This window comes from Dactylosporangium sp. NBC_01737, assembly GCF_035963215.1.
Lineage (GTDB): Bacteria > Actinomycetota > Actinomycetes > Mycobacteriales > Micromonosporaceae > Dactylosporangium.
The window spans coordinates 9,842,021-9,868,696 of record NZ_CP109153.1 but is presented as its reverse complement, the minus strand read 5'-3'; the positions used below and the strand labels follow the sequence as shown (position 1 = coordinate 9,868,696).

21 protein-coding genes and 1 pseudogene are annotated in these 26,676 nt (G+C 70.9%); 15 read left to right on the top strand and 7 right to left on the bottom strand.

Annotation, left to right across the window (positions count from 1 at the left end):
• Positions 1 to 219: 219 nt before the first annotated feature.
• Entirely contained in the window at positions 220 to 1,854 is a 1,635-nt protein-coding gene (locus OHA72_RS45255) for a methyl-accepting chemotaxis protein (protein WP_327002283.1), read from the bottom strand.
• A gap of 606 nt (positions 1,855 to 2,460) precedes the next feature.
• Here OHA72_RS45255 and OHA72_RS45250 point away from each other — a divergent pair.
• Both OHA72_RS45250 and OHA72_RS45245 read left to right on the top strand, forming a co-directional pair.
• Positions 2,461 to 3,960: pseudogene (locus tag OHA72_RS45250) on the top strand (endo-1,4-beta-xylanase); the annotation flags it as partial.
• 1,090 nt (positions 3,961 to 5,050) lie between these two features.
• A complete protein-coding gene (locus OHA72_RS45245; RefSeq protein WP_327002282.1) occupies positions 5,051 to 5,263 on the top strand; it encodes a hypothetical protein in 213 nt (70 codons plus the stop codon).
• Positions 5,264 to 5,320: 57 nt separating this feature from the next.
• On the opposite strand, the gene OHA72_RS45240 is transcribed toward OHA72_RS45245, so the two are convergent.
• Entirely contained in the window at positions 5,321 to 6,259 is a 939-nt protein-coding gene (locus tag OHA72_RS45240; RefSeq protein ID WP_327002281.1) for an AraC family transcriptional regulator, read from the bottom strand.
• 100 nt (positions 6,260 to 6,359) lie between these two features.
• Here OHA72_RS45240 and OHA72_RS45235 point away from each other — a divergent pair, with 100 nt between their 5' ends.
• From OHA72_RS45235 to OHA72_RS45210, 6 genes are all read left to right on the top strand, one after another.
• Positions 6,360 to 7,268 (top strand): NADP-dependent oxidoreductase, encoded by a 909-nt coding sequence (locus OHA72_RS45235; RefSeq protein WP_327002280.1) that lies wholly within the window; start codon positions 6,360 to 6,362, stop codon positions 7,266 to 7,268.
• A gap of 130 nt (positions 7,269 to 7,398) precedes the next feature.
• Entirely contained in the window at positions 7,399 to 7,872 is a 474-nt protein-coding gene (locus OHA72_RS45230; RefSeq protein WP_327002279.1) for a hypothetical protein, read from the top strand.
• Positions 7,869 to 9,038, top strand: coding sequence for a zinc-dependent alcohol dehydrogenase (locus OHA72_RS45225; RefSeq protein ID WP_327002278.1), 1,170 nt, complete (start codon positions 7,869 to 7,871; stop codon positions 9,036 to 9,038). The genes OHA72_RS45230 and OHA72_RS45225 overlap by 4 nt, the downstream gene beginning before the upstream one ends.
• Positions 9,035 to 9,481 carry a DUF2243 domain-containing protein gene (locus OHA72_RS45220; protein ID WP_327002277.1) on the top strand — a complete coding sequence of 149 codons (447 nt, stop codon included), beginning with the start codon at positions 9,035 to 9,037 and terminating at the stop codon, positions 9,479 to 9,481. The genes OHA72_RS45225 and OHA72_RS45220 overlap by 4 nt, the downstream gene beginning before the upstream one ends.
• On the top strand, positions 9,474 to 10,268 hold the full coding sequence (locus OHA72_RS45215; RefSeq protein WP_327002276.1) for a cytochrome c oxidase assembly protein: 795 nt from the start codon (positions 9,474 to 9,476) through the stop codon (positions 10,266 to 10,268). Before OHA72_RS45220 ends, OHA72_RS45215 begins: the two co-directional genes overlap by 8 nt.
• Positions 10,258 to 11,082: an MBL fold metallo-hydrolase gene (locus tag OHA72_RS45210; protein WP_327002275.1), complete on the top strand. Its 825-nt coding sequence runs from the start codon at positions 10,258 to 10,260 to the stop codon at positions 11,080 to 11,082. Before OHA72_RS45215 ends, OHA72_RS45210 begins: the two co-directional genes overlap by 11 nt.
• Positions 11,083 to 11,097: 15 nt before the next feature.
• Here OHA72_RS45210 and OHA72_RS45205 read toward each other — a convergent pair whose 3' ends face one another.
• A complete protein-coding gene (locus OHA72_RS45205) occupies positions 11,098 to 11,364 on the bottom strand; it encodes a hypothetical protein (RefSeq protein ID WP_327002274.1) in 267 nt (88 codons plus the stop codon).
• Between the two features lie 279 nt (positions 11,365 to 11,643).
• Between OHA72_RS45205 and OHA72_RS45200 the strand changes: the two genes are divergently transcribed.
• Positions 11,644 to 12,909 (top strand): PP2C family protein-serine/threonine phosphatase, encoded by a 1,266-nt coding sequence (locus OHA72_RS45200; RefSeq protein ID WP_327002273.1) that lies wholly within the window; start codon positions 11,644 to 11,646, stop codon positions 12,907 to 12,909.
• 74 nt (positions 12,910 to 12,983) lie between these two features.
• Here OHA72_RS45200 and OHA72_RS45195 read toward each other — a convergent pair whose 3' ends face one another.
• From OHA72_RS45195 to OHA72_RS45185, 3 genes are all read right to left on the bottom strand, one after another.
• A complete protein-coding gene (locus tag OHA72_RS45195; protein WP_327002272.1) occupies positions 12,984 to 13,127 on the bottom strand; it encodes a hypothetical protein in 144 nt (47 codons plus the stop codon).
• Positions 13,128 to 13,412: 285 nt separating this feature from the next.
• Positions 13,413 to 15,065, bottom strand: coding sequence for a glycosyl hydrolase family 8 (locus OHA72_RS45190; protein ID WP_327002271.1), 1,653 nt, complete (start codon positions 15,063 to 15,065; stop codon positions 13,413 to 13,415).
• 13 nt (positions 15,066 to 15,078) lie between these two features.
• On the bottom strand, positions 15,079 to 16,464 hold the full coding sequence (locus tag OHA72_RS45185; RefSeq protein ID WP_327002270.1) for a carbohydrate-binding protein: 1,386 nt from the start codon (positions 16,462 to 16,464) through the stop codon (positions 15,079 to 15,081).
• Positions 16,465 to 16,652: 188 nt separating this feature from the next.
• Between OHA72_RS45185 and OHA72_RS45180 the strand changes: the two genes are divergently transcribed.
• Complete coding sequence (locus OHA72_RS45180) at positions 16,653 to 19,727, top strand: glycosyl hydrolase 2 galactose-binding domain-containing protein (protein ID WP_327002269.1); 3,075 nt, start codon at positions 16,653 to 16,655, stop codon at positions 19,725 to 19,727.
• 2 nt (positions 19,728 to 19,729) lie between these two features.
• Here the strand turns inward: OHA72_RS45180 and OHA72_RS45175 are convergent, their stop codons facing one another.
• Positions 19,730 to 20,929 (bottom strand): ROK family transcriptional regulator, encoded by a 1,200-nt coding sequence (locus OHA72_RS45175; protein ID WP_327002268.1) that lies wholly within the window; start codon positions 20,927 to 20,929, stop codon positions 19,730 to 19,732.
• A 119-nt stretch (positions 20,930 to 21,048) separates the two neighbouring features.
• Here OHA72_RS45175 and OHA72_RS45170 point away from each other — a divergent pair, with 119 nt between their 5' ends.
• From OHA72_RS45170 to OHA72_RS45150, 5 genes are all read left to right on the top strand, one after another.
• Positions 21,049 to 22,125 carry a sugar ABC transporter substrate-binding protein gene (locus OHA72_RS45170; RefSeq protein WP_327002267.1) on the top strand — a complete coding sequence of 359 codons (1,077 nt, stop codon included), beginning with the start codon at positions 21,049 to 21,051 and terminating at the stop codon, positions 22,123 to 22,125.
• A complete protein-coding gene (locus OHA72_RS45165) occupies positions 22,125 to 22,844 on the top strand; it encodes an ATP-binding cassette domain-containing protein (protein WP_327002266.1) in 720 nt (239 codons plus the stop codon). Before OHA72_RS45170 ends, OHA72_RS45165 begins: the two co-directional genes overlap by 1 nt.
• Entirely contained in the window at positions 22,841 to 24,013 is a 1,173-nt protein-coding gene (locus OHA72_RS45160; RefSeq protein WP_327002265.1) for a sugar ABC transporter permease, read from the top strand. The genes OHA72_RS45165 and OHA72_RS45160 overlap by 4 nt, the downstream gene beginning before the upstream one ends.
• Positions 24,010 to 24,894, top strand: coding sequence for an ROK family protein (locus OHA72_RS45155; protein ID WP_327002264.1), 885 nt, complete (start codon positions 24,010 to 24,012; stop codon positions 24,892 to 24,894). Before OHA72_RS45160 ends, OHA72_RS45155 begins: the two co-directional genes overlap by 4 nt.
• A 183-nt stretch (positions 24,895 to 25,077) precedes the next feature.
• Positions 25,078 to 26,661, top strand: a complete 1,584-nt coding sequence (locus OHA72_RS45150; RefSeq protein ID WP_327002263.1) for a sensor histidine kinase — start codon at positions 25,078 to 25,080, stop codon at positions 26,659 to 26,661.
• The last annotated feature ends 15 nt before the right edge of the window (positions 26,662 to 26,676 follow it).

Genomic DNA, 26,676 nt, shown 5'->3' with positions numbered 1-26,676 from the left:
TCCGGCGGGCAGCGGCGTGGCCGGTCGGCGTTCGTGGCGGCGGGCCGGTCTGCGCGGGTCGTCGGCCGCGGCGAAGGGCCGGTGGCACCTCGACGTACAGGATTCGATGTGCGGGCGGCCCTACCCCGGGTTCGAACCGGTTCGAGGGGTGACCCGCTGCGGATGCCCGTCCGTACGATCGACGCCGGTGAAAGGCTCACGGGTCCGCGACCGGGCGGTTCAAACCTGGTAGGCGGCGATGCTGGTCTGCAGCTTGGTGGCCATGCGCGCGAGGTCCTGGGCGGTGACCTGGGTCTGGGTGGCGCCGGCGGCGGCAGAACCGGCGGACTCCGCGACTCCGCCGATGGTGGTGGCGATGCCGCCGGCGCTGGTGGCTGCCTCGGCGACGTTGCGGGTCATCTCGCCGGTGGTTGCGGTCTGCTCCTCCACGGCCGCCGCGATGGTTGAGGTGTAGTCATTGATCCGTGCGGTCACCGCGGTGATCTCGGCGATCGCGGCGACCGCCTGTTCGGTTTCGTCCTGGATGGCGCTGACGCGTCTGGATATGTCATCGGTGGCCTTGGCGGTCTCCTGGGCGAGGTCTTTGACCTCGGTGGCGACCACCGCGAAGCCTTTGCCGGACTCGCCGGCGCGGGCGGCCTCGATGGTGGCGTTCAACGCGAGCAGGTTCGTCTGTTCCGCGATCGAGGTGATGAGTTGCACGACGCTGCTGATCTCGGAGGAGGAGCGGCCGAGTTTGGTGACGATTTCGGTGGTGCGCTGCGCGGTCTGGGCGGCTTCGGCGGCGACGGTGGATGCCTCGGCGGCGCTGGCGGCGATCTCACGGATCGACGTGCCCATCTGACCGGCGCCGGTCGACACGGTCTGCACGTTGCGGGACACCTCGCTGGCGGCCGCGGCGACGTCGCCGGCCTGCGCGGAGGTCCGTTCGGCCGATGCGGACATCTGGGCGGACACGCTGGACAGTTCCTCGGACGCGGCCGCGACGTGGTGGGCGTTGTCGTCGACCTCGCGGATGATGGCGGCGATCGCGTCCGTCGACGCGTCCAGCGCCTGGGCCAGTTGGGCGACCTCGTCGCGTCCGGTCAGCGCGGTGCGGACGGTCAGGTCTCCGCTCTGGACGCGTTGCAGGACGGCCACGCAGCGAGCCAGCGGTCGGGTGATCAGCCGGGCGACGCCGAACGCGGCGAGCACGCCGAGCGCGATACCGGCGATGATGCAGGCAATCACGAGGCGCCGTGCCCGCGTGTAGACGTCGTTCGCGGCGGCCTTGCCCTCCTGCATCTTGACCGCGGTCTGCGCGGCCAGGATGTCCAGCGCCGCTCGCAACTCGGTCACCACGGGCGTCTCCTGCGCGTTGCGCAGCGTGAGGATCTCCGCGCGTTTCCCGGCCCGGCTCAATGGGATCAACCGGTCGTTCAGCAGGGCCAGGTACGTTGCCCAGGCCGTGTCGAACCTGGCCAGTGCATCGAGGCGGATCGGTCCGAGCTCGAAGCGTTTGTAGGCGGCCTCCGCCTCGGCGAGGGTCTGCTGGTCGCCGGCCAGGGTTTGTTCCTTCGCCGTCATGGCGGCCGGGTCGTCGGTCAGGAAATGGTCGAGGGCCCCGGCCCGGACCCGGTTGAACGCGTTGCGCATCTCCGCGATGGTCCGCATCTGCGTGCCGTCGTCATGCACCACGCCTGTACTGCCGTTGATCGCCGCCATCTGCGACAGCGCGAAGACCTCGACACCCGAGCCGATCGCGGCGACCAGGAGCACCGCCAGCAGGATCTTGGTGATCACCCTGCGGTTGGTGATGACCCGCAACAGCCCAGAACCGTCCGACGTCCCGCCGGTCACCGACACCGACCCCATGATGACTCCAAACGCAGCTGAGGCGGCGAGTCCGCTTCATGCGGCGGATCGTCAGGTATGCCGGATTCTGTAGGTTTCTGGCAGAATCTTCCGCTCCCTTGCCGGCGACACCTTGCCGGCCGGCGGAGCCGGCGCCGGCACCGCAGCCGGCGGCAAGGTGTTCGGCGAATGACGTCCTGGGTCATCGTCCGGCGACCAGGAAATTGCACTCACATATTTGTATTAGAGCGAGTTTTCGTCCGGCTTAAAAGTGTTATGGATCCGAACTGCGCGGATCTGGCACCCGTTGGGCAAGCAATTCAATCAGCGGTGCCGGTCGTCGAGTTGTTCGCCGATAGGCATCCTGAGCTGCTGATATACGAAGCAGAGCCGGTATTCAGCGGTGTACTCCGGATTTGCCGGTCATTGTTGTGCCTCGCTCTTGAATGTTGCGAAGAATTCTGACACCCTCTGAACTCGGTGCGGGCAATGCCGATGGCGGCACGCAACGAGGCTCCCATTCCGTGAATCGCCTCGGGCACGCGATGAACAGTGCGGCCCGCAGCCCGTCCACGTCCCCGCACGCCTTTGAATCCTCATGATCCCCCGAAAGGCACTGACACGATGATGGGCTCGACACGCCCGGGCGACACGCCCAGACGCCGGCGCCGGCTGCGGATGTACCTGCCGCTCGCCGCTGCCGCGGTCGTTGCCGCCGGCGCGGCGCTGGTCTTCACGGCCACGGCGAGCGCCGCCAGCAGCCTCGGCGCCGCCGCCTCCGGCACGGGCCGCTACTTCGGCGCAGCGGTGCCGGCGTTCAAGCTCGGCGACGGTGCGCTCGCGGAGATCCTGGACCGCGAGTTCACGTCGATCACGCCCGAGAACGAGATGAAGTGGGACGCCACCGAGCCGTCCCAGGGCAGGTTCACCTACGGTGGCGGCGACCAGATCGTCGCCCACGCGCAGGCGCACGGGCAGAAGGTCCGCGGGCACACGCTGCTGTGGCACGCGCAGCAGCCCGGCTGGGCACAGGGCCTGTCCGGTGCCGCGCTGCGCGACGCGATGCTCAACCACGTCACGCAGGTCGCCACCCACTACAAGGGCAAGATCCACTCCTGGGACGTGGTGAACGAGGCGTTCGCCGACGGCGGCAGCGGCGGCCGGCGCGACTCCAGCCTGCAGCGCACCGGCAACGACTGGATCGAGGCCGCGTTCCGCGCCGCCCGTGCCGCGGACCCGGGCGCGAAGCTCTGCTACAACGACTACAACACCGACGGGATCAACGCCAAGAGCACCGGCATCTACAACATGGTCGCGGACTTCAAGGCCCGCGGCGTGCCGATCGACTGCGTCGGCTTCCAGTCCCACCTCGGCGGCAACCCGCCCGGTGACTACCGGGCCAACCTGCAGCGCTTCGCCGACCTCGGCGTCGACGTGCAGATCACCGAGCTGGACATCTCCGGCGCCAGCCAGGCCAACGCCTACGCCACCGTGGTCAAGGCGTGCCTCGCCGTTGCGCGGTGCACCGGCATCACCGTCTGGGGTGTCCGCGACAGCGACTCGTGGCGGACCGGCGACAACCCGCTGCTGTTCACCGCCGGCGGCGCCAAGAAGGCGTCCTACACCGCGACGCTCGACGCCCTCAACAGCGGTGGCGGCGGCAACGGATCCGGCGGGTCGGTCCCGCCCACCGCGCCCACGACGGTCGACCCGAACTCCTGGTACGTGCTGGTCAACCGCAACAGCGGCAAGGCCCTGGACGTGTACAACCTGGCCACCGCCAACGGCGCGCGGATCGCGCAGTGGTCCCGAAACGACGGGGCGTGGCAGCAATGGCAGTTCGTCGACTCCGGCGGCGGCTACTACCGGTTGAAGTCACGGCACTCCGGCAAGGTCCTCGACGTCTACAACTGGTCCACCGCCGACGCGGCCGCAGTCATCCAGTGGTCCGACCACAAGGGCGCCAACCAGCAGTTCCGCATCGCCGACTCCACCGGCGGTTACGTCCGGCTGATCAACCGCAACAGCGGCAAGGCCGTGGAGGTGCAGGGCGCCTCGACCGCCGACGGCGGCAGCGTCGTGCAGTACAGCGACTGGGGCGGCACCAACCAGCAGTGGCAGCTCGTCCGCGTCGGCGGCGCGGTGACACCCACCCCGTCGACCTCACCGACCCAGCAGGTCACCCCCGGACCAGGCCCCAGCGCGAGCAGGAGCCCGGGTCCCGTCGGCAACGGCACGGCGGGCTGCGGGAAGAGCCCAGCGCTGGCCAGCGGCACGCACACGATCCAGAGCGGAGGCAAGAGCCGCACCTTCATCCTGCGGGTCCCCGCGAACTACTCCAGCGGCACCACGTACCGCCTGATCTTCGCCTTCCACTGGCGCGGTGGTACCGCCGCCGAGATCAGCTCGGGCGGCACCAGCGGCACCGCCTGGTCCTACTACGGCCAGCAGGAACAGTCGGACAACAGCGCGATCCTCGTGGCACCACAGGGTCTCAACGCCGGCTGGGCCAACGCCGGTGGTGAGGACGTCACCTTCGTCGACGACATGATCCGGCTGATCGAAGGCGACCTGTGCGTCAACACCGGGCAGCGCTTCGCGCTCGGGTTCAGCTACGGCGGCGGCATGAGCTACGCCCTCGCCTGCACCCGTGCCAACGTCTTCCGGGCCGTCGCCGTGTTCGGCGGCGCGCAGCTGAGCGGATGCAGCGGCGGCACCCAGCCCATCGCCTACCTCGGCATGCACGGCATCGGCGACACCGTCCTCAACATCTCCATGGGGCGGTCGCTGCGCGACACGTTCGTGCGCAACAACGGCTGCACCGCCCAGAGCCCCCGCGAACCCGCGGCGGGCAGCATGACCCACATCACCACCGCCTACACGGGCTGCCGCGCCGGATACCCGGTGGTCTGGGCCGCGTTCGACAACGGTCACATGCCCGGACCGGTCGACGGCACGTACACCGAGAGCGGCGTCCGCACCTGGACCAAGAGCGAGGTGTGGAAGTTCTTCGCCCAGTTCTGATCCTGCGGTCCTGATCCACAACCGATCTGCATCCTCGAACGGCAACGCAGAGGTTCACGGCGACGGGCTCCTGGCACGGAAGGTTCCCACACTTCCGGCGGCCAGGAGCCCGTCCCGTCGGCTCCGCCACCGTGCCGGTGCGAGCGCCGAGGTGCGTCCGGTTTGTGTCGCGGCGTCAGGGTAGCTGGCCGGCATGACGAGCACGGCACTGCGGCATCCCGACCCGGCGACCAGTTCGGACCTCGACGCCTCGCGCGTGAACTCCCCGCCGGCCTGGTGGTGCCCGCTGTGTGCCACCGAGGTGGCACCGTGGTGGCTGGGCCGGTCCGAAAGGGTCGCCTATCACTGCTTCGGCTCGCCGCCGTTCGTCGCCCGCCACGCGCTCGTGCCCGTCCGCGATCGCTGACAACGGTCGACAGCGACCGCGCGACCGTGTCGTTCGACCGCCGGGAGCGGTCGGGCGCTATCCGGTGCGGCGGTACCTGCCGGGTGCGGTGCCGTGCTGGCGTTTGAACGCATTGGCGAAGGCGAACTCCGAGGTGTAGCCGACCTTGGCGGCAATGACGCTCAGCGGCGCGTCGGACTCGTGGAGCAGCCGAGCGGCGGTGGTCATCCGCCACCAGGTGAGGTAGGTCAGCGGCGGCTGGCCGAGCAGCATGGTGAAGCGGCGGGCGAACGGCGCCCGGGACAACCCGGCCTGCTCGGCGAGGGTCGCGACGGTCCACGGCCGGGCTGGGTCCTGATGCATGGCCTGCAGCGCGGCGGTGGCAACCGGGTCCTTGAGCGCCGCTGCCCAGCCGGAGCCGGCGGCGGGGGCGGGCTGCTGGTCGAGCCAGGAGCGCAGGATGTGCAGCAGCAGCGTGTCGAGCAGTGCGGGAACGATGGCGTCCGTGCCGAGGCGGGGCCGTTCCAGCTCCGTGGCGAGCAGGTCAACGGTGGCGCGCAGCCCGGGATGCCTGCCGAGGTGCGCCGGGAGGTGGATGAGTTCTGGCAGGTCCTGCACCAACGGATGGACCCGGGCCGGATCGATTTCGTAGGCGCCGCAGAGTGTCACGGTGACCGGCGCGTCGGTGCCCGTCGGCATCCCGACGGTGCCGGTGGCGTAACGCTGCAGCACCTGCGGATCGTTCGGGTCGCACGCGGGTGCGGTGGGCCGGGTCGATGGGCTGTCAGCGAGGGTGTGCCCGCGTCCGTGCGGCCGGAACACCACGTCCCCGGCTGCCAGCGGCATCGGGTCGGTGCCTGGCAGGATGAGCCAGCACGGCCCCTGCAGGACGACCTGAAATCCGGCCGCTCCGGGCACCGATGCGAACTGCTGCGCCCACGGCGCGTGCCACGCCACCCGCGCGGAGCGTGGCCGGCCGGTCCGCATGACCGCGATCACGTCGCTGAGTACATCCACACGGCCACCGTATCGCGGCGGAGACGATCGAGTATGAACGAGGGACCGTCGCGCATGGTTCGTCTCCTGCGGCCGCCGTAGTTTCGTCTGTGTGAGAGCCATGCGAATCCATCAGTACGGCGAAGCGTCCGTCATCCGCGACGACGACATCCCCCGTCCGCAGCCCGGGCCCGGTGAAGTGCTGATCGAGGTCGCCGCGACCTCGTTCAACCCATCCGACGTCGGGCTGCGCCGCGGGCTGCTGCGTTCGGTCGTTGCGTTGGACCTGCCGCACACCCTCGGCGGGGACGTCGCCGGCACGGTCGTCGACGTCGGGCGGGGTGTGCACACCCTCGCCGCCGGCGACCCGGTCATCGGCCGGATCGGCGGTGCCGCGGCCGAGTACGTCACCACCGACGCCGCCACGCTCGTCACGGCGCCGGGCGCCATCCCGCTCGCTCATGCCGCCGCCATCCCGGTCGCGGGCCTCACCGCCTGGCAGGCGGTGGTCGAGCACGCGCACGTCGCCGCCGGGCAGCGGGTGCTGGTCAACGGCGCGGGTGGTGGTGTCGGCGGCTTCGCCGTGCAGCTTGCGAAGCTGGCCGGCGCACATGTGATCGCCACCGCCGGCCCACGCAGCACCGACGTGGTCCGCCGTCACGGCGCCGACGAGATCGTCGACTACACGGCGACACCGCTCGCCGATGCCCTCGACGGACCCGTCGACGCGATCCTCAACCTCGTGCCGATGAGCGCCGAGCAGGCCGCAACCCTGCTGCCACTGATCCGCCCGGGCGGCATCGTCGTGTCCGTCACCGTCCCGATCACGGCACCCGCCGGATCCCAGGTGTCCGCCGTGCACTTCGTGGCCCGCAACGACACCCGCCACCTCGCCGCACTGGTCGAGCTCATCGACGCAGGCACGGTCCGGGTCGACATCGCAGCGACGCGCAGGTTCACGGACCTGCCTTCGGTGCACCGCGACGCGGAGGACGGCCGCACCCGCGGCAAGATCATCCTCGTTCCGTGAGGGCGCTCGGCACCGCCCGTGATGCGCGCACCGGCGGCGACCGGGTCCTCAGCTGCATCATGACCGATGCATCGACACGCAATCTGTGGGTAGGCGTACCGCATCCGAACCATCGACGCCTGGAGGTGCGATGAACCGCACGATGCAGAGCCTCACCGCTGTGGCCGCCGGAGGGGCGGGGGTGATGCTCGGCCGGCGGCTGGTGCGCCACACCCCGTCCACGGCGCGCGACGACGGCGGGGACCGGTGGCACAGCGTGACCGTCAACTGCTCGCCTGGGCAGCTCGCTCCGACGCCGCCGCCGCTGGACGAGCTCGGATTCCCGGTCGAGATCCGGATCCGGCCCGCCCCGGGGGATCGCGGCACCGAGCTGGCGGTGCGGATGGTGCAGCCGCCACCGGCGGGGGCGGCCAAGCTCGTCAGGAAGCTGCGCGACGACGATGACCCGGTCCGGTCCATCCGGCGGGCACTGCGGGAGGCCCGGTCGCTGGCGGAGGTCGGCGAGGTACTGCTGCCCGATGCACCCGCCACCACCCACCCGACGCTGACCGGCGCCCCGCTGGCGTACGCGACGCGCCACGGACATGAGGAGGGCCGGCTGTGAAGGCACTGTGCTGGGAAGGCGTCAACAAGGTCGCGGTCGAGCACGTCCCCGACCCGCAGATCCGCAACAGCGGCGACGTGATCGTCGAGGTCCGGCGGACCGCCACCTGCGGCTCCGACCTGCACCTGCTCGGCGGGTACATCCCGTTCATGCGCGAGGGTGACGTGCTCGGCCACGAGTTCCTCGGCGAGGTCGTCGAGGTCGGCGCCGGGGTGCGTAAGCATGCGGTGGGGGACCGGGTCGTGGTGTCGTCGTTCATCTCGTGCGGGCAGTGCTGGTACTGCCGGCGCCAGGAGTTCTCGCTGTGCGACAACGGCAACACCAACCCGGCGATCACCGAGCAGCTGTGGGGCGCCGCACCGGGTGGCTGCTTCGGCTACTCCCACGCCATGGGCGGCTTCGCCGGCAGCCACGCCGAGTACGTGCGGGTGCCGTTCGCCGACGTCGGCGCGTTCACCGTGCCCGACGGGGTCAGCGACGAACGGGCCCTGTTCGCGTCGGACTCCGCGTCGACCGGCTGGATGGGCGCCGACCTCGGCGGCGTGCAGCCCGGTGACGTCGTCGCGGTCTGGGGCGCCGGCGCGGTAGGGCAGATGGCGGCCCGCGCGGCGATCCTGCTGGGCGCGGAGCGGGTCATCTGCATCGACAGGTTCGGCTACCGGCTGGCGATGGCTGCGCAGCACGTCGGCGCCGAGACCCTCAACTACGAGCGCGACGACGTCGGCGCGGAACTGCTGGAGCGCACCGGCGGGCGGGGACCCGACGTGTGCATCGAGGCGGTCGGCATGGAGGCCCACGCCGCCGGGCCGCAGGGCGCCTACGACATGGTCAAGCAGCAGCTGCGGCTGGAGACCGGCCGTACCGCCGCGTTGCGCTCCGCAATCTACAACTGCCGCAAGGGCGGCAGCGTCTTCGTGCTCGGTGTGTTCGCCGGCGCGGTCGACAAGTTCCCACTCGGCGCGGTGATGAACAAGGGCCTCACACTGCGCGGGGCGCAGATGCACGGGCAGCGGTACATCCCGATGCTGCTGGAGCGGATGGCCCGCGGTGACCTCGTGACGGAGCACCTCGCGACCCACACGATGACGCTGGAGGAGGGTCAGCGCGGGTACGACATCTTCAAGGACAAGTCCGACGGCTGCGTGCGCACCGTATTCACACCGTGACCAGCGGGAGGAACATCGTCTCCGGGGCGCTGCTCGGCGTCGGGCTCGCGGCGTTCGTCGACGAGACGGTGTTCCATCAGCTGCTGCACTGGCACCACTTCTACGATCGGTCGACCCCGGCCGCCGGCCTGGTCTCCGACGGCGTGTTCCACGCCTTCGGCTGGTTCGCGACGGTCGCCGGGCTGTTCCTCTTCGCCGACCTGCGCCGCCGCGAGGGGGTGTGGCCGGCGCGGTGGTGGGCGGGTCTGCTCCTGGGCGCCGGCGGGTTCCAGCTCTACGACGGCACGGTCCAGCACAAGCTGCTGCGGCTGCACCAGATCCGCTACGTCACCGACGTCGCGCTCTACGACTGGGTGTGGAACGTCCTCGCCGTCTGCATGCTCGCCGCCGGGCTGCTGCTGCTGCGCCGCCCGGCGCCGCAGGTGTGGCCCGGCCATGCATGAGCATCACAACGTCGCACTGCCTGGCCTGCTGCTGCTCGCCGGGCTCAGCGGGTACACCGGTCTCGTGTGCCTGCCGCGGCGGCGCAGGCCATGGCCGTGGTGGCGCACGGCGAGCTGGTTCGCGGGACTGGCCGCCGCCGGTTCGGCAGTCCTCGGACCGCCTGCCGGCGGCGGCTTCGTCGGGCACAGCGTGGGACATCTGCTGCTCGGCATGCTGGCACCGCTGCTGGTGTGTGCCGCCGCGCCGGTGACGCTGCTGCTGCGCGGACTGCCGGCCGGCGCGGCCCGGCGGGTGTCGCGGGTCCTGCGCAGCGCACCGGTCGTGCTGCTGACGCATCCGGTCACGGTCGTGCTCCTGGACGTGGGTGGCCTGTGGCTGTTGTACGCAACGCCGCTGTTCCGGCTCGCGAGCGCGGACCCGGCCGTGCACCAGCTCGTCCAGGCGCACGTGTTCCTCGCCGGTTGCCTGCTCACGGTGGCACTGGTCGGGCCCGACCCGATGCCGCACCGCGCCCCGCTGCCCGTGCGGGCGGCGGCGCTCGTCGCGTTCACGGCGGCGCACGGCATCCTGGCCAAGTTCCTCTACGCACACCCACCGGCCGGGGTCAGCGCCGTCGACGCCGAGCACGGGGCGATGCTCATGTATTACGGCGGTGACCTGGTCGACGTGGTGCTGCTCGTGCTGCTGGCGCTGGAGTGGTACCGGCGGCCACGCGCCGCACGACGGCAGGGCAACCTCGGCGTGTCACCCGTGGCGGGCGGGGTAGCGGAGGGTCATGCGCACTGACAACGTCCCGGACCCGGCCGTGGACGCCGCGGCGACCTTCATCGGCAATGCCACGGTCCTGCTCCGGCTCGGCGCGTTCACGCTGCTGACGGACCCCAACTTCCTGCACGCCGGGCAGCGCGCCTACCTCGGCCACGGCATGTGGTCGAAGCGGCGCACCGATCCGGCCCTGACGCCGCAGCAGCTGCCACCGCTGGACGGTGTGGTCCTGTCCCATCTGCACGGTGACCACTTCGACCGGGTCGCCCGTCGCGGGTTGCCGCGTGACATGCCCTTCGTGACCACCCGATCGGCCGGGCGCAGGCTGCGCAAGTGGCGCTTCAACGAGACCGTCGGCCTGTCCACCTGGCAGAACGTGGTGTGGCGGCGCGGTGGTGAGACGGTGCGGATCACCGCCGTGCCGGCGCAGCACGGACCGGCGCTGGTGTACCGGGCGTTGCCGGAGACGATGGGGACCGTCATCGACTGGGAACGGGACGGTCACCGCCGCCTGCGGCTGTACATCACCGGCGACACGCTGTTCCGCCCGGAGGTGCTCGGCGAGATCCCGGAGCGCTTCGGCGACATCGACGCCGCGCTGGTCCACCTCGGCGGCACCCGGATCCTCGGCGTGCTGCTGACCATGGACGGCCGCGACGGGGCCGCGCTGTCGCGACTCGTCCGCCCGCGCAGCATCCTGCCGATCCACCACGACGAGTACCCGGTCCAGCGGGACCCGCTGGCGAACTTCCTGCGCCTGTCCGACGGCCTGCCCGTGCGCGCGATGGCACGCGGCGAGACCGTCGACCTGACGGTCGTGTCAGGCGTGAGGTAGCGGCCCCGGCGGCCGCTACTGCTCGTCGACGTCCATCGGGTCGTGGCTGCCGCCGTCGGGGGTCTCCGCGCCCGGCGTCGCGCCTTTCGGGTCGATCATGCCGTCGTAGTTGAAGACGGTGTACGAGGAGCCGTCGTGCTCTGTGTGCCGGTTGGTCAGCACGTACCTGTGGATGAAGGCGTCGATCTCCAGCTCGACGACCGCCGAGCCGACGGAGTGCACGACCGCCCCGTCCCGAGGTCCGCCAACCAGGATGACGTCATAGTTCGTGTCGGTGGTCATGCGCGAGGCCTACCCGCTGTCCGCGCGGGAAAACACGATGCCCCTCGTCTGTGCTCCCGTGCAAGCGGCCGCGGGTGTGTTTTCGGGTGGCCCGCGCGGGTAGCCGTTGCGCATGACCCCGACGTCGCGGCGGCCGAAACGGCCGGCCGTGCCGGCCCGGTCACCCCACGGAAAGGCCCGGTCACCCCACGGAAAGGAACGCGGCATCATGAGCACACCGACCATCGGTCGTCCCCTGGCCGGGATGCACCGCAAGATGGCCGAGCCCGGCTCCGGGCAGTGAAACCGCTCAGTGACGTCACCACCGGGGCACCTGATGGTGGCAGGCCGTGGCGCACCGCTGTGGCGGACCTGCTGCAACGGACCAGGCTCGCGCAACCGGACGAGCTCGCGGCCGCGGTGGCGGCCGCAGCCGCGCTGCTGCGGCTGGACGTGTGGATGTACCTCGTCGATCAGGAACAACGGGTGCTGCGTCCCGTGCCGCGACCGCCGCGGGAGGCTCCGGAACCGCTCGCCGTGGAGTCCACGGTGGCCGGCCGGGTCTTCATGACGGTGCAGCCGTTGCCGTCCACGGCGGACGGGCAGCGCCGGTTGTGGCTGCCGCTGCTGGACGGCACCGAGCGGCTGGGGGTGCTGGAGTTCGTCGTGCACGGCGAGGCGGCCCTGGACGACCCCGGGCTGCTGTCGGGATGTGATCTGTTCGGCCAGCTCGTCGGGCACCTGGTGGCGACGAAGGTGCCCTACGGCGACGCGCTGCTGCAGGTCCGCCGAACCCGACGGATGTCGGAGGCGTCCGAGCTGGTGTGGCGGCTGCTGCCGCCGCTGACCTTCGCCTGCGAGCGGGCGGTCGTCTCAGCGATCCTCGAACCCTGTTACGAGGTCGGCGGCGACGGGTTCGACTACGCGGTGGGCGGTCGGTCGCTGTACTTCTCGATCTTCGACACGGCCGGTCACCACCTGCGTGCCGGCCTGGGCACCGCCGTGGTGATGTCCGCGATCCGGGCGGCCAGGCGAGCCGGCAACGGGCTGTACGCGATGGCCCGCGCCGCGGACCGGGCGCTGGAGGCGCACCTGCCCGAGCTGCGGTTCACCACCGCCGTGCTCGGCGAGCTGGACCTGGACACGGGCCGGTTGCGCTACATCAACGCCGGCCATCCGATGCCGCTGCTGATCCGGCACGGCAAGGTGGTGCGCGGTCTCGAGGGTGGCAGGCGCATGCCGCTCGGCCTGGACGACCCGCAGATCGACGTCGCCGAGGAGACCCTGGAACGCGGCGACCGGCTGTTGCTGTACACCGACGGCGTCACCGAGACCCGGGATCACCGTGGCGGGCTGCTCACCGCCGAAGGGCTCGTCGACCTCGTCGAGCGCGACGCCGGGCAACTGCCGGCGCCGGAGACGCTGCGGCGGCTGTGTCATGCCGCGCTGGCGCTCTACGACGGCCCTCCGACGGACGACGTCACGCTGATGCTGCTGGAGTGGTCGCACGACGCGGGACCTGCGATGGTGCGCCCGGACCCCGTCCCACCGGCGGCCGGCCCGTGACCGACCCGGCGGTGGTGTGCGGCGACCGGGTGCCCCTCGGCCCGTCTCGACCAGCGACCAGAACGATGCCATCGTCATGCACGTCCGACGTCCACTGCGCGAACCTGCTGGTCACGAGGTTCAGCCTTCTCGATGCCGTTGGCCATCGGGTTCTCCAGCAGGAAGAGGCAGCCGTCGACGATGTCGTGCATGGAACCGAGACGCCCGCTCAGTGTCACGGTGCCGGACCATGCCCACGACGGCGAGGCGGTCGACCCGCTCGATCGGGGCCAGCATGTCGGCGATCTCGCCGGGGCGGGTCAGGTCGAGCGCCGGCCCGGTGACGGTTCCCGGCACGTCCCTGGACAGCTCCTCCGCCACGTCGGCGGCCCGCTCGGCGCTGCGCCCGGTGATCACGACGTGGTCGCCCGCCCGACCCCGGTGCGGTGTTGCCCGGGGTTCGAGAAACACGACGCGGGCCCGGCGTCCATGGTGGACGCCGGGCCCGGTGGTCACGGCCGGGGTCAGGGGACCCAGTAGTTGCCGCTGGCGACGATCATCACCTGCAGCTGGATGCTGGTGGAGTAGTAGTCGCTGCTGGTGAACGAGGTGTTGAGCATCTTGGTCCACAGGGCGTCGAGCCACGCCTGGCTGCCCGGGTCGGTCAGCGCGGCGACCGCGAACGGCGCGAAGAACGCCGGCTCGCTGCCTGAGGAGATCGCGCTGCCGCTGAGTGAGTAGCCGACCGCGATGCTGTTCGGGTTGCTGCCGGTCTTGGTCTTCACCCACGTGTTGAGCTTGCGGGCCGAGGCGAGCGACGCGGCGTTGCCGCTGGTGACCGCGTCGGTGCCGATGCGCCACGGTGTGCGGCAGGAGTTCCAGAAGTACTTGCCGTCGTTGGGGTCCTCCAGTACCTCTCCGGGCGCCGGCTTCGGGGTGGTGTTCGTGTTCACCACGAAGTCGGGCAGCAGGCCGGTGCTCGGCGCGTACTGGGTCTGCAGGTTGGTGATGAGGTTCTGGTGTGCGGTGCGGATCGTGTCCCAGGCGGTGTCACCCGTCGCCGACCGGAACGCGCGGAAGTGGTCGATCATGAAGTCGGACGGGCGGGCGGTCCAGTAGAGGCTGTCGCCCGGGGTGCTCCAGTCGCCGAGCAGCAGCAGGTGCGTGGTCGGGTTGACCTCGCTGGCCTTGATGGCGTTGATGTGCCGGACTGCCAGCTGCTTGTAGTTGTACGTGCCGGCGCTGCCCCACTGCTTGTCGGCCAGCAACAGGCCGAACGCCACGTCCATGTCGCCGTCGGTGGCCGAGTCGGAGCCGTTGACGCTGCGGCACGCGGTGTCCTGCTCGGCCGCGAGCAGGTCCGGGTTGTTCACCGATGGGTGGGCGAGCATGTACTTCACCAGGCCGTCGAAGGCGGTCTTCGCTCCCGGGTCGGCGCCGGCCATCGTGGCGAGCACGACCATGCCGTAGCCCTGCGCCTCGGCGACGTAGGGGTGGTCGGCGTCCGGCGAGATGATCTGGTACCAGCCGTTGCCGCAGTTCTGCTTGACGAAGGCGGCCTTCCACTTGTTGTAGTACGTGACGACCGCCTGGTCCACAGTGGACTGTGCGCCGCTGGGGCGCAGCGTGCCGGCCGCGTAGGGGAACAGGTGGCTGCCGAAGGGGACCGCCGGTCCGGTCGGCGGGACGGTGGTGCCCGCGTCGACGCTGAGCCAGTCGACGTTCGGCCCGCCGTTGGCGGTGGTGGCGGTGGCGCGGATCGTGTTGGTGCCGGCGTTGAGGTTCGCCGTGAGTGTCTTGCTCTGCCAGGTGTCCCAGTTCGTCGTGCTGCCGAACGACGCCGCCGCGGCGACCACCGTGCCGTTGACGGCGATGTCCATCGGCCTGCCGGTGGTGGTGCCGTTGGAGTACCGCAGGACGATCGTGGCGGCGCCCGCCGACGGCGCGGTCACCGTCCATTGCACGGAGGAGCCGCTGACGTTGTCGTAGTTGACGAATCCGGTGCCGCTGTAGCCGGCGTGGTTGGACTCCACGACGCCCTGTGAGATGGTGGCCGACTCCGCCTCGTAGCGGGTCGTGGCCGCCGCGGCGGGGGAGGCGAGCGGGGTCAGCGCCGCCACCACCCCGAGCGCCATGAGCGGCGCCGCGACGTGCCGCAGTCTCAGGTGTGCTCTCATGTGTGCTCCCGGGTCAGCCGGTGTACTGGACGAGGATCTTGGTGTAGGCATAGGCCGCCTGGGACACGCCGCTGCACGAGTCGGCGTCGCTGCCGCTGCCGCAGGCCCGGTCGCGGTTGATCGACCAGAAGGTCAGGCGGGCCAGGTGATGCTGCTGCGCGTAGGCCAGGATGGTCTGGAAGTCGGCGAGCGTGACGGTCTCGTCGCTCTCATCGGTCTTGCCGTTCATCGACGAGATGCCGATCCTCGTGTAGGCCACGGTGTCGCTGTAGCCGTAGGCGCTCTTGACGGCGTTCTTCAGCCCGTCGGCGGCGCTGACCGAGGCCGCACCCATCGTGCCGGTGTGCCCGCCGAAGTCGAACGGCATGATGGTCCAGCCGTCGTTGTCGAGTCCGGTCGCCGCGCCCTTGTTGATGAGGTCGATGCCGGCGGAGTCCGGCCCGGTCGGCGTCGTGCCGAACGTGATGAACGTCTTGATGCCGGGGTTGTTCGCCTTGACGGTCTTCAGCGCGCTGATGACCCGCTGCCGCACCGTGGCGTTGGAGAACTCGGTGTCCTCGATGTCGATGTCGATGGCCTTGAGGTGGTAGGCGTTGATGACCTTCTGGTACGCGCCGGCCAGCGCCGACGCCGACGTGCACTTCTCGCCGAGCTTGTTGCCGCTCCAGCCGCCGAAGGAGACGATGACGTCGCCGCCGGCGCCGCGGATGGCGTTGATCTTCGCCTGGTCGTCGCCGCCGGTGAGCGGGCGGGAGCCGTCCCACAGCGGGTTGCACCCGCCGTCGGAGAGCATGAACGCCAGCGTGAAGTACTTGATGCCGGTTGCCGACATGACCGACGTCGGGCTCTGCGGGTTGCCCCAGCCGAAGTACTCGTACGGCGCGACGGCCATGCTCGGCCCGCCGGTACCGCCGCCGTCGGAGACCGTGAGCTTGTCCACGTTGGGTCCGCCGTTGGCGGTGGTGGCGGTGGCCCGCACGGTGTTGGCGCCCGCGTTCAACGTGACGGCGACGGTGACGTCCTGCCAGGCGTCCCAGCTGCCGGTGCCGTTGAACGCCACCGCGGAGGCGGCGGTCGTGCCGTTGACGGCGATCGTCATCGGCCGGTTGGTGGTGGTGCCGTTGGCGAACCGGACGGTGAGGGTGGCCGTGCCGGCGGCCGCGGCGTTCACCGTCCACTGCACGGAGGAGCCGCTGACGTTGTCGTAGTTGACGAACCCGGTGCCGGTGTAGCCGGCGTGGTTGGACTCCACCACGCCTTGGGAAACGGTGGCGCTCTCCGCCTGATAGGCCGTCGTGGCGGCCTCGGCGGACGGGACCTGCAGTACGAGCGGCGTGAGCGCCGCCCCGACGCTGACCGCGAGCGCCGTCAGGCCCGCGCGCCGTCTGTTCAGTCGCATCGTTCCTCCCGAAGCAACTGTTAGGCAAGTTGCCTGACAGTTGTAGGAGATGGGACCACCGCCCGAACGACGTGTCAAGCTTCCATGGGTGTCAATCCACATCCTTGACCGCCGACCAGATGGATGGCTAGCATCGACCAGCGTCAGTCAGTCAAGGTGACTAACAATTGTTGACCGAGGGCGGACGCATGCAGACGACACCCCGCTGGCCCGTGCGGTTACTCGCGACCGTGCTCGTCGCCACCGCGCTGACCGGCCCATCGACCGCCTCGACCGCCGCGGCCGTCCCGGCCGCGACCGGTGTCACGGCGACCGCCGTCGGTGCCGCCGTCCCGCTCGCCGGGTACCAGGTCCAGTCGACGGCGGCCACGAGCGACACCGGCGCGACCGTCTCGCGGCCCGGCTACGCCGCGGCCGGCTGGTTCCCGGCCGCACCGAGGTCGACCGTGCTGGCGGCCCTGCTGCAGAACAGCCGGTACGCCGACCCGTTCTACTCGACGAACATGCGGAACATCCCGGCGGGCGACTTCACCGTGCCGTGGTGGTACCGGTCCGAGTTCTCCGTCGCCGACGCGCCCGGCGTCCGGACGTTCCTCGACTTCAGCGGCGTCATCTCCAAGGCCGACGTGTTCGTCAACGGCACGCAGGTCGCCGGCAGCGCGCAGGTCGCCGGCGCCTATACCCACCACGAGGTGGACGTGACGGCGCTGGTGCAGGCCGGGACCAACGCGGTCGCGTTCAAGATCTATCCGAACGACGCCAACCGCGATCTCACCGTCGGCTGGATCGACTGGGTGCAGAACCCGCCGGACCGCAACATGGGGATCTTCCGTGACGTGCTCATCCGCCGCAACGGCGGCGTGTCACTGCGGGGCGGGCACGTGCTGACCACGCTCACCGGCGCACTGGACCAGGCGACCCTGACGGCGAAGGTCGACGCCCGCAACGACACCGCCGCCGCGGTGACCGCCACGATCGCCGGGCAGGTTGCCGGCGTCACCATCGCCACGAGCGTGTCGCTGGCCGCGCGCGAGACGAAGACCGTCACCGTCGGCGCGGTCACGCTCGCCGCCCCGCAGGTCTGGTGGCCCGCCGGGATGGGTGCCCAGCCGCTCTACGACCTCGACCTCAGCGCCACCGCCGGCGGCACCGTCACCGACACCACGCACGAGCGGTTCGGCGTGCGGACCGTCACGGCCACGCTCGATGCGAGCGGGCACCGCGCGTACCGCATCAACGGCCGCCCGCTGCTGATCAAGGGCGGCGGATGGTCCCCGGACCTGTTCCTGCGCTGGGATCCCACCTCCGTCGAGGACAGGATCCGGTACACGCTAGACCTGGGCCTCAACACGATCCGCCTCGAAGGCCACCTGGAGCCCGACGAGTTCTTCGAGATGACCGACCGGCTCGGGGTGCTGACCCTGCCCGGCTGGGAGTGCTGCAACAAGTGGGAGGGCAACGCCAACGGCGGCGAGCCCGGCGACGCGTGGGGCAGCGCCGACTTCGTCGTCGCCAAGGCCTCGATGGCCGCCGAGGCCGCCCGGCTGCGCAACCACCCGAGCGTCATCTCGTTCCTGATCGGCAGCGACTTCGCGCCGTCGGCGACCGTCGAGCAGAACTACGTGGACGCGCTGCGCGCCGCCGACTGGCCCACCCCGGTCATCGCGGCGGCCTCGGACAAGTCCTCGCCGATGCTCGGCTCGTCCGGCATGAAGATGACCGGGCCGTACGACTGGGTCCCGCCGAACTACTGGTACACCAAGCGTGAGGGCGGCGCGTTCGGCTTCAACTCCGAGACCAGTGCGGGGCCGGACGTCCCGACGCTCGACACGCTGCGCCGGATGATGTCGGCCGGTGAGCTCGACACGCTGTGGCAGAGCCCGGCATCGACGCAGTACCACCGCTCGCCGTCGGGCACCTTCAACAACCTGGGCATCTTCAACAACGCCATGATCGGCCGGTACGGCGCCGCGACGAGCCTCGAGGACTACGTGCGCAAGGCGCAGTTGCAGCAGTACGAAAACGTGCGCGCACAGTTCGAGTCGTACGGGCGCAACTTCAAGGACGGCACGAACCCGTCGACCGGCGTGATCTACTGGATGCTCAACAGCGGCTGGACGTCGCTGCACTGGCAGCTGTTCGACCGGTACCTGGACCAGAACGGCGCCTACTACGGCGCGAAGAAGGCCAACGAGCCGCTGCACATCCAGTACTCCTACGACACCAGGTCCGTCGTCGTGGTGAACGCGCGCCCCGCCGCGGCCGGCGGGCTGACCGCTCGCACCGCCGTCTACAACCTGGACGGCACGCAGCTGTACACCAACACCGCCACCGGCCTGTCCGTCGCGGGTGACGGCGGGAGCACCACCGCGGTGACCATCCCGTCGATCAGCGGGCTGTCCAGCACCTACCTGGTGAAGCTGACGCTCACGAACCCGGCCGGGCAGGAGGTCAGCCGCAACGTGTACTGGCTGTCCACGGCCGGCGACGTCATCGACTACTCGCGCAACACCTGGTACTACGCGCCGACCTCCTCCTACGCCAACCTGAAGGGCCTGTCCGGCATGGCCACCGCACCCGTGTCGGCGAGCGCGGCGAGCACCGCCGGCGCCGACGGCACGACCACCACCGCGGTGACGCTGCGCAACACCGGCACCGGCAAGGTCCCGGCGTTCTACCTCGACGCGCACGTGCTGGGGGCGGGCGCCGCGCCGGTACTGCCGATCACGTGGAACGACAACGCGGTCAGCCTCTGGCCAGGGGAGTCCACGACCCTGACCGCGACGTACCGCACCGCCGACCTGCACGGTGCCGCCCCGAGCGTGCGGATCGCCGGCTGGAACGTCGCGACGCAGACCGTCCCGGCCGGCGGCGGCCCCGCCCGCACGCGGTTCGAGGCCGAAGGCGCGACCGTCTCGCAGGGCGCGGTCGAGTCCAACCACCGCAATTTCAGCGGTACCGGCTTCGTCAACTGCGACAACGTCAGCGGCTCCTATGTGCAGTGGACCGTGAACGCGGCGGCGCCGGGCCCGGCCACGCTGACGGTCCGCTACTCCAACGGCACGGCCACCAACCGGCCGGCCAGTGTGGCGGTCAACGGCACGGTGGTGGCCGCCGGGCAGGCGTTCACCAGCACGAACGACTGGGACACCTGGGCGAGCGTCACGCTCGCGGTGAACCTCACCGCCGGCAGCAATACGATCCGGGTCACCGCCACCACGGCCAACGGTCCGGCCAACCTCGACTACATCGAGGTCGGCTGAGGTCACCGGCCGGGCGCCGCGCGGTCGAGGATGAGGGTGCGTGCCTCGGTCAGGCCGACGGCGAGCGCGCCGAGCAGCACGGCGTCGGTGCCGAGCGTGGAGACCTCGATGCGGGGCGGGCGCAGCGCGACGAGGTTGCGCAGCCGCTGGGTCACCGGGCCGGTGAGCAGGTCGCCGGGCTGGCTGCCGACGCCGCCGCCGAGCACCACCAGTTCCGGATCGAGCACCGCGGTGATGCCGGCGAGCGCGTGGCTGACGTGGTCGACCTCGCGGGACACGGCCAGCCGGGCGGTCTCGTCGCCGGTGCGGGCGGCGTCGAAGACGTCCTTGGCGGTGGCCGCGTCGTGCAGGCCCAGTCGCTGGGCCGTGGCGACGATGCCGTCGGCGGAGGCCACCGACTCGAACATGCCGCGGGGGCGCGCGGCGGGCTCGTCCAGCAGGGGGTCGCCCTCGCCGACCGGCAGGTAGCCGATCTCACCGGCCGCGCCGCGGAACCCGCGGTACAGCTTGCCGTCGATCATGATGCCCATGCCGGTGCCGGTCCCGATGGAGACGTAGACGAAGTGCCGGATGCCCCGGCCGAGCCCGTAGGTGGCCTCGCCGACGGCCGCCAGGTCGACGTCGTTCTCCACCAGGTAGGTCGCGCCGGCGATGCCCGCGAGGCGTTCGACGCTGCCGCGACGCTCCCAGCCGGGCAGGTTCGGCGCGAGGTGCAGGGCGCCGGTCGCCTTGTCGTGGATGCCGGGGGTACCGAAGACGGCGAGGGTGATGTCGTCACGCGTGATGCCGGCCGTGGCGGCGAGCTCCTCGGCGAGACGGGTGAGCTGCGCGACGAGGTCGCGGGCGCGGGTGCCGTGCGACGGCTCGTCCTTGCGCGCGACGATCGTGCCGACCAGGTCGGCGAGGCCGACGCGGACGTAGGAGCGGCCGACGTCGACCGCGAACACCCAGCCGGCCTCGGGGCGTACCTCGTACAGGACCGCCGACCGTCCGGCTGCGCCCGCCCGTGACCCGGCCTGCCGCAGCAGCCCGGCGCGTTCGAGGTTGGTGAGTGCCATGGCCACGGTCGGTTTGGACAGCCCGGTCTGCTGGGCCAGCTCCGGGCGGGACACCGTGCCCAGCCGGAAGGTCTCGGCGAAGACGGCCCGCTCGTTCATCACCCGCAGCACGCTGGTCGTGCTGGCGGTGTTGGTGGTCTGCACGGAGAACAGCGTGCCACATCCTCTCGGAAAGGTCCTTTATCAATTTCGTAAAGGACCTTGCCAAGCGTCGCGGGGATGGCCGACCATGCACGCAGAACCCTCCGAGGAAAGGTGCCTCCGTGAGAGCCAGATGGTTCGTCGCAGTCATGACCGCCGCGGTCACCCTCGTCAGCGGGTGCGGCGGCAGCACCGGTGACAAGCAGGGCGGCGGGGACGCGCCGACGATCGCGTTGTTCCTGCCGGAGTCCAAGACGACCCGGTACGAGGCGTTCGACCGGCCGCTGTTCGAGGCCAAGGTGAAGGCGCTGTGCGCCGACTGCAAGGTGCTCTACGCCAACGCCGACCAGGACGCCGCCAAGCAACAGCAGCAGGTGGAGGCCGCCCTGGCCCAGGGCGCCGACGTGCTGGTGCTCGACGCGGTCGACGCCAGCGCCGTCGCGTCGCTGGTGAACCAGGCCAAGCAGAAGAAGGTCCCGGTCATCGCCTACGACCGGCTGATCTCCGAGATCACCTACGAGTACTACGTCTCCTTCAACAACGTCCGGGTCGGCGAGATGCAGGGCCAGGCCCTGCTGGACGCCCTCACCAAGGCCGGGACGACCGACAAGGGCAAGATCGTCATGCTCAACGGCGCGCCGACCGACCCCAGCTCGGCCGACTACAAGACCGGCGCGCACAAGGTCCTCGACGGCAAGGTCCAGATCGGCCGCGAGTTCGACACGCCCGACTGGAGCCCGGACAAGGCCCAGCAGGAAATGGAGCAGGCCATCACCGCGCTCGGCCGGGACACGATCGTCGGGGTGCTGTCCGCCAACGACGGCATGGCCGGCGGCGCGATCGCGGCGATGAAGCGGGCCGGCTACCCGGCCCTGCCGCCGATCACCGGCCAGGACGCGGAACTCGCGGCGGTGCAACGGATCCTGACCGGCGAGCAGTACATGACCATCTACCTCGACATCCGCCAGGAGGCGGAGAAGGCCGCGGAACTGGCGGTCGCACTGGCCAAGGGCGAGAAGCCGGCCGCACCGACGAAGGTCGCCAACGGCACGGCGGACATCCCGGCGTTCCTGCTCGACCCGATCGCGGTCACCGCGGACCGGATCAAGGACACCATCATCAAGGACGGCTTCTACAAGGCCGCGGAGATCTGCACCGGACCGGTCGTCCCGGCGTGCGCCAAGGCGGGAATCCAGTAGTGCTCGCCGCTTCGAACATCAGCAAACGCTACGGCGCGGTCCAGGCTCTGGACGGGGTGAGCCTGGACCTGCCGCCCGGCGAGGTGGTCGCACTGGTGGGCGACAACGGCGCCGGCAAGTCGACCCTCGTCAAGGTCCTGTCCGGCGTCGTCACCGCGGACGACGGCACGATCGAGCAGGACGGCCACCAGGTCCGGATCGCAAGCCCGCACGACGCCCAGCACCTCGGCGTGTCGACCGTCCACCAGGACCTCGCGCTCTGCGAGAACCTCGACGTCGTCAGCAACCTCTTCCTGGGCGCCGAGCGGCGCCGCTGGACGGTCCTCAACCACATCCGGATGGAGCGCTCCGCACGGGACCTGCTGTCCTCCCTGGACGTGCGCATCCGTGACATCCGGGTACCGGTCGCCATGCTCTCCGGCGGCCAGCGACAGTCCGTCGCCATCGCCCGGGCACTCATCGGCGAACCGCGGGTCGTGATCCTCGACGAGCCGACCGCCGCACTCGGCGTCGAACAGACCGCGCAGGTGCTCGGCCTGATCCGCCGCCTGCGCGACCGGGGCCTGGCGGTGCTGGTCATCTCCCACAACCTGGCCGACGTCCGCGCGGTCAGCGACCGCATCGTGGTGCTGCGCCTGGGCCGCAACGCGGGCGAGTTCAGCACCGCGGAAGCCACGCCGGAGGCCGTCGTCGCCGCCATCACCGGAGGTACGGCGTGAAGCCGCTGCTGCAGGGCCGCTTCGAACCGCTGCGGGCGGCGGGCCGCACCGACCTCGGCGCGTGGCCGGTCGTCGGCGGCCTGATCGTAATCGCGGTCGTGTTCGGGTCCCTCAACGAGCACTTCCTGTCCCCGGAGAACCTCACCAATCTGGCCCTGCAGATGGCAGCCACCGGCACCATCTCACTCGGCATCATCATGGTGATCCTGCTCGGCGAGATCGACCTGTCCGCCGGCTCGGTGAGCGGGCTCTGCGCGGTCGTCATGACGATCCTGTCCGTGCACCACGGCTGGAACCCGCTGCTCGCGGTGGCCGCGGCGCTCGCCTGCGCCGCGCTGATCGGCCTGCTGCACGGCTGGATGTTCACCAAACTGGGGATGCCATCCTTCGTCGTCACGCTCGCCGGCCTCATCGGCTGGCAAGGGCTGATGCTGTACCTGCTGGGCCGCGGCGGGACGATCAACCTGCCGTTCGAGGGACTCCTCGCCCGGCTGAGCGACACCTGGCTGCCGGTGTGGGCGGGCTGGCTGCTCGCCGCGCTCATCGTCGCCGGGCGCAGCGCCGGCTCGCTGATCAACCGGAGGCTGCGCCGCGCGGCCGACCTGCCGGTCACCTCCGGTCCCGGGTTCCTGTTCCGGCTCGCCGGTCTCGCCGGCATCCTCGCCGCCGCGGTGCTCGTGCTGTCCGCCGACCGCGGGGTGCCGCTGCTGCTGGTCATCTTCGGCACGCTCGTCGTGTGCCTCGACCTGACGCTGCAGCACACCGTCTTCGGCCGCCACATGTACGCGGTCGGCGGCAACGCCGAGGCGGCACGGCGGGCCGGCATCAACATCACCCGGATCCGCATCCTCGCCTTCGTGGCCGGGTCCACCCTGGCCGCGTTCGGCGGAGTCCTCGCGGCCAGCCGGCTCGCCGCGGTCAACCAGAGCTCCGGCGGCAGCGACACCCTGCTCATGGCCATCGCCGCGGCGGTCATCGGCGGCACGTCACTGTTCGGTGGCCGGGGCCGCGCCTACGCCGCGCTGCTGGGCATTCTGGTGATCCAGTCGATCACGAACGGCATGCTGCTGCTCAGCGTCGACTCCTCGGTGCGGTACATGGTCACGGCCGTGGTGCTCGCCATCGCCGTGGCGATCGACTCGCTCGCCCGACGGGGCCAGCCCAGGTGACGCGACACGTACTGGCAATCGACTTCGGTGGCACCAAGGTCGCGCTGGGAACGGCGGCCGTCGACGCGCTCGACGGCCGCCCGCACACCACGATGCGCCTGCCCACCGACGGCTCCCAGGGCGCGCTGCGCGTGCTCGAGCGCACCCTCACCGCCGCCCGGGAACTGATCAGCGCCCCGGCGGCGGTCGGCGTCTCGACCTTCGGCGTGGTCCGCGACGACGTGATCCGGCTGGCCCCGAACGTGCCCGGCTGGGACGGCATGGCCCTGCCGCCGCTGCTGCGCGCCGAGTTCGGTGACACCCCCGTCGCGATCGACAACGACGTCAACGCCGGCGCCGCCGCCGAACTGCGGTGGGGCGCCCTCCGCGGCGTCGACGTCGGCCTGTACGTCAACGTGGGCACCGGTCTCGCCGCCGCCCTGGTGGCCGGCGGCCGGGTGCTGCCCGGCGCCCACGGCGCGGCGGGTGAGATCGGCTACCTCCGCGACTCCTCCGCCGACCCGGCCTTCGCCGACGGCCACGCCCCCCTTGAGGAGGCCGTCTCCGGCAGCGCCCTGGCCCGCCGCGGTTCTGCCCTGCTGGGCCGCGAGGTGACCGCGGCCGAACTGTTCGGCCTGCGCGCCGAGCCCGGCATCGCCGCGCTGCTCGACGACGCGATGGACACGCTGTCCCGGACGATCGCGAACCTCTGCATCACCCTCGACCCGCAGCGCGTCGTCATCGGCGGCGGCCTGATGGGCTCCGCCCACGACATCCTCCCGCCGGTCGCGGCGGCGCTGCGCCGCTCGGTGCCGTTCCCGCCCGAGCTGATGACCGCCACGTTCGTCGACGACGCCCCGCTCGTCGGCGCCCTCGCCATGGCGCTGGCCGCCGCCAGGTAGCCGGCCGCCACGGAACCAGCGGAGCGACGGGGTGAGTGAGAGGGTGACAGCGACCGGTGAACGGGCCGCAACGTGACGATTCGGGCCGAGACGCGACGGGAAGGACACGCGGGTGCGGTAGCGTAGCCAGCGTGTCGTTCTGATCAACTTCGGTCAGGACTGAACCGTTTGTCGCGCAGATGCATGTCAGCGCCGCTCCTCGTCGCCGCCCTATCGGTGGTCGCTGTCGTCGGACTGGCCAGCTCGGGGCTGCTGAGCCCGTGGTGGTCGCTGTTCGTCGACAACGCCGGGCAGTTGTCCGCCGCGCTCGCCGCAACGCTTGCCTGCTGGATCACCGCTCCCCGGCATTCCGGCGCGCAGCGATGGTGGCGGCTGTGGATGGGCGCCGCGACGTGCAGCTGGATGATCGGGCAGTTCCTCTGGTCGTGGTACCAGCTGTTCCGCGACGTCGGGCTACCGACCCCGTCGCTCGCGGACGCCGGATACCTGACCATGCCGGTGTTCGCGCTCGTGGCGGTCATCGCCCTGGCGTCCGACCGGCCCGCACACGGCGTGCAGCGGCGCCGCCCGGGGCAACTGGTGATGCTCCTCGACGGGCTCATCGTCGTGGGTGCGTTGTTCGTGCTCAGCTGGGCCACCGCGCTCGGCTCGGTGGTGCGGGCCGGTGCGGCCACCCCGTTCGCCTACACCATCGCGATCGCCTACCCGGTCACCGATCTGCTGCTGACCGTCATCGTCGTGCTGCTCATCGCCGCGACCGCGTCGGCGGCGAACCGGTCGCAGCTGGTCATCCTCGGGGCAGGGCTGTTCTGCCTGTCGTTCTCGGACAGCGTGTTCGCGTACCTGGTGTCCGCCGGCGCGCAGAGCATGCCGCCGCTGGCCAATGCCGGGTTCGTCGCCGGGCACGCGCTCGTCGCAGTCGCCGCGCTGACGCCGGCCGGGGACACGCCGCACTGGACCGCGCACCCGGGCACCCGCTGGGGCCACCTGCTGCTGCCGTACGTGCCGGTCGCCGGCACGGGCGTGCTGTTGCTCGTGCAACTGGTCCGCGGCGTCCCGATGGACAGCGTCGAGATCGTCGTCGAGTCCGTGGTCATCGCGCTGCTGATCATCCGCCAGGCGGTGACGCTCGTGCAGAGCGCCGACCTCGTCGCATCACGGGCGCGGCTCGTGCTCGGTGCCGACCAGACCCGCCGGCAGCTCGAGCGCGACCTGCACGACGGCGTCCAGCAGCGACTCATCTCGCTCGGGCTGGACATCCGCATGGCCGAGGCGAACGTGCCGCCGGAGCTGACGCAGCTCCGGCAGCAGCTGTCCGCCGTCATGGCCGGGTTGAACGGCACGGTCGACGAGCTGCGGGAGCTCTCGCGCGGCGTACACCCGGCGATCCTCACCGAGGGCGGCCTGCGACCCGCGCTGCGCACGCTGGCCCGCCGCTCCGCCGTCGCCGTCGCGCTCGACGTGCAGGTGGACGGCCGCCAGCCGGAACCGATCGAGGTCGCCGCCTACTACGTGGTGGCGGAGGCGCTGACGAACGCCGCCAAGTACGCCCAGGCCACACTCGTCAACGTCTGCGTGCAGATCCGGGGCGGCTACCTGCACCTGACGGTGCGCGACGACGGCATCGGCGGCGCCGACCCGAAGCGCGGCACGGGCCTCATCGGGCTGACCGACCGCGTCGAGGCCGTGGGCGGCACGCTGACCGTCGAGAGCCCGCCCGGGCAGGGTACGCGCCTGCAGGCCGACTTCCCGCTCGACCACCCGTGAGGATCCGCCGTCGAC

Bases quoted from the DNA above. Each gene is read 5' to 3' on its own strand.
- OHA72_RS45255 (WP_327002283.1), bottom strand. From the start codon at position 1,854: ATGGGGTCGGTGTCGGTGACCGGCGGGACGTCGGACGGTTCTGGGCTG.
- OHA72_RS45245 (WP_327002282.1), top strand. From the start codon at position 5,051: ATGACGAGCACGGCACTGCGGCATCCCGACCCGGCGACCAGTTCGGAC.
- OHA72_RS45235 (WP_327002280.1), top strand. From the start codon at position 6,360: ATGCGAATCCATCAGTACGGCGAAGCGTCCGTCATCCGCGACGACGAC.
- OHA72_RS45230 (WP_327002279.1), top strand. From the start codon at position 7,399: ATGAACCGCACGATGCAGAGCCTCACCGCTGTGGCCGCCGGAGGGGCG.
- OHA72_RS45215 (WP_327002276.1), top strand. From the start codon at position 9,474: ATGCATGAGCATCACAACGTCGCACTGCCTGGCCTGCTGCTGCTCGCC.
- OHA72_RS45210 (WP_327002275.1), top strand. From the start codon at position 10,258: ATGCGCACTGACAACGTCCCGGACCCGGCCGTGGACGCCGCGGCGACC.
- OHA72_RS45205 (WP_327002274.1), bottom strand. From the start codon at position 11,364: ATGACCACCGACACGAACTATGACGTCATCCTGGTTGGCGGACCTCGG.
- OHA72_RS45190 (WP_327002271.1), bottom strand. From the start codon at position 15,065: ATGAGAGCACACCTGAGACTGCGGCACGTCGCGGCGCCGCTCATGGCG.
- OHA72_RS45185 (WP_327002270.1), bottom strand. From the start codon at position 16,464: ATGCGACTGAACAGACGGCGCGCGGGCCTGACGGCGCTCGCGGTCAGC.
- OHA72_RS45180 (WP_327002269.1), top strand. From the start codon at position 16,653: ATGCAGACGACACCCCGCTGGCCCGTGCGGTTACTCGCGACCGTGCTC.
- OHA72_RS45150 (WP_327002263.1), top strand. From the start codon at position 25,078: ATGTCAGCGCCGCTCCTCGTCGCCGCCCTATCGGTGGTCGCTGTCGTC.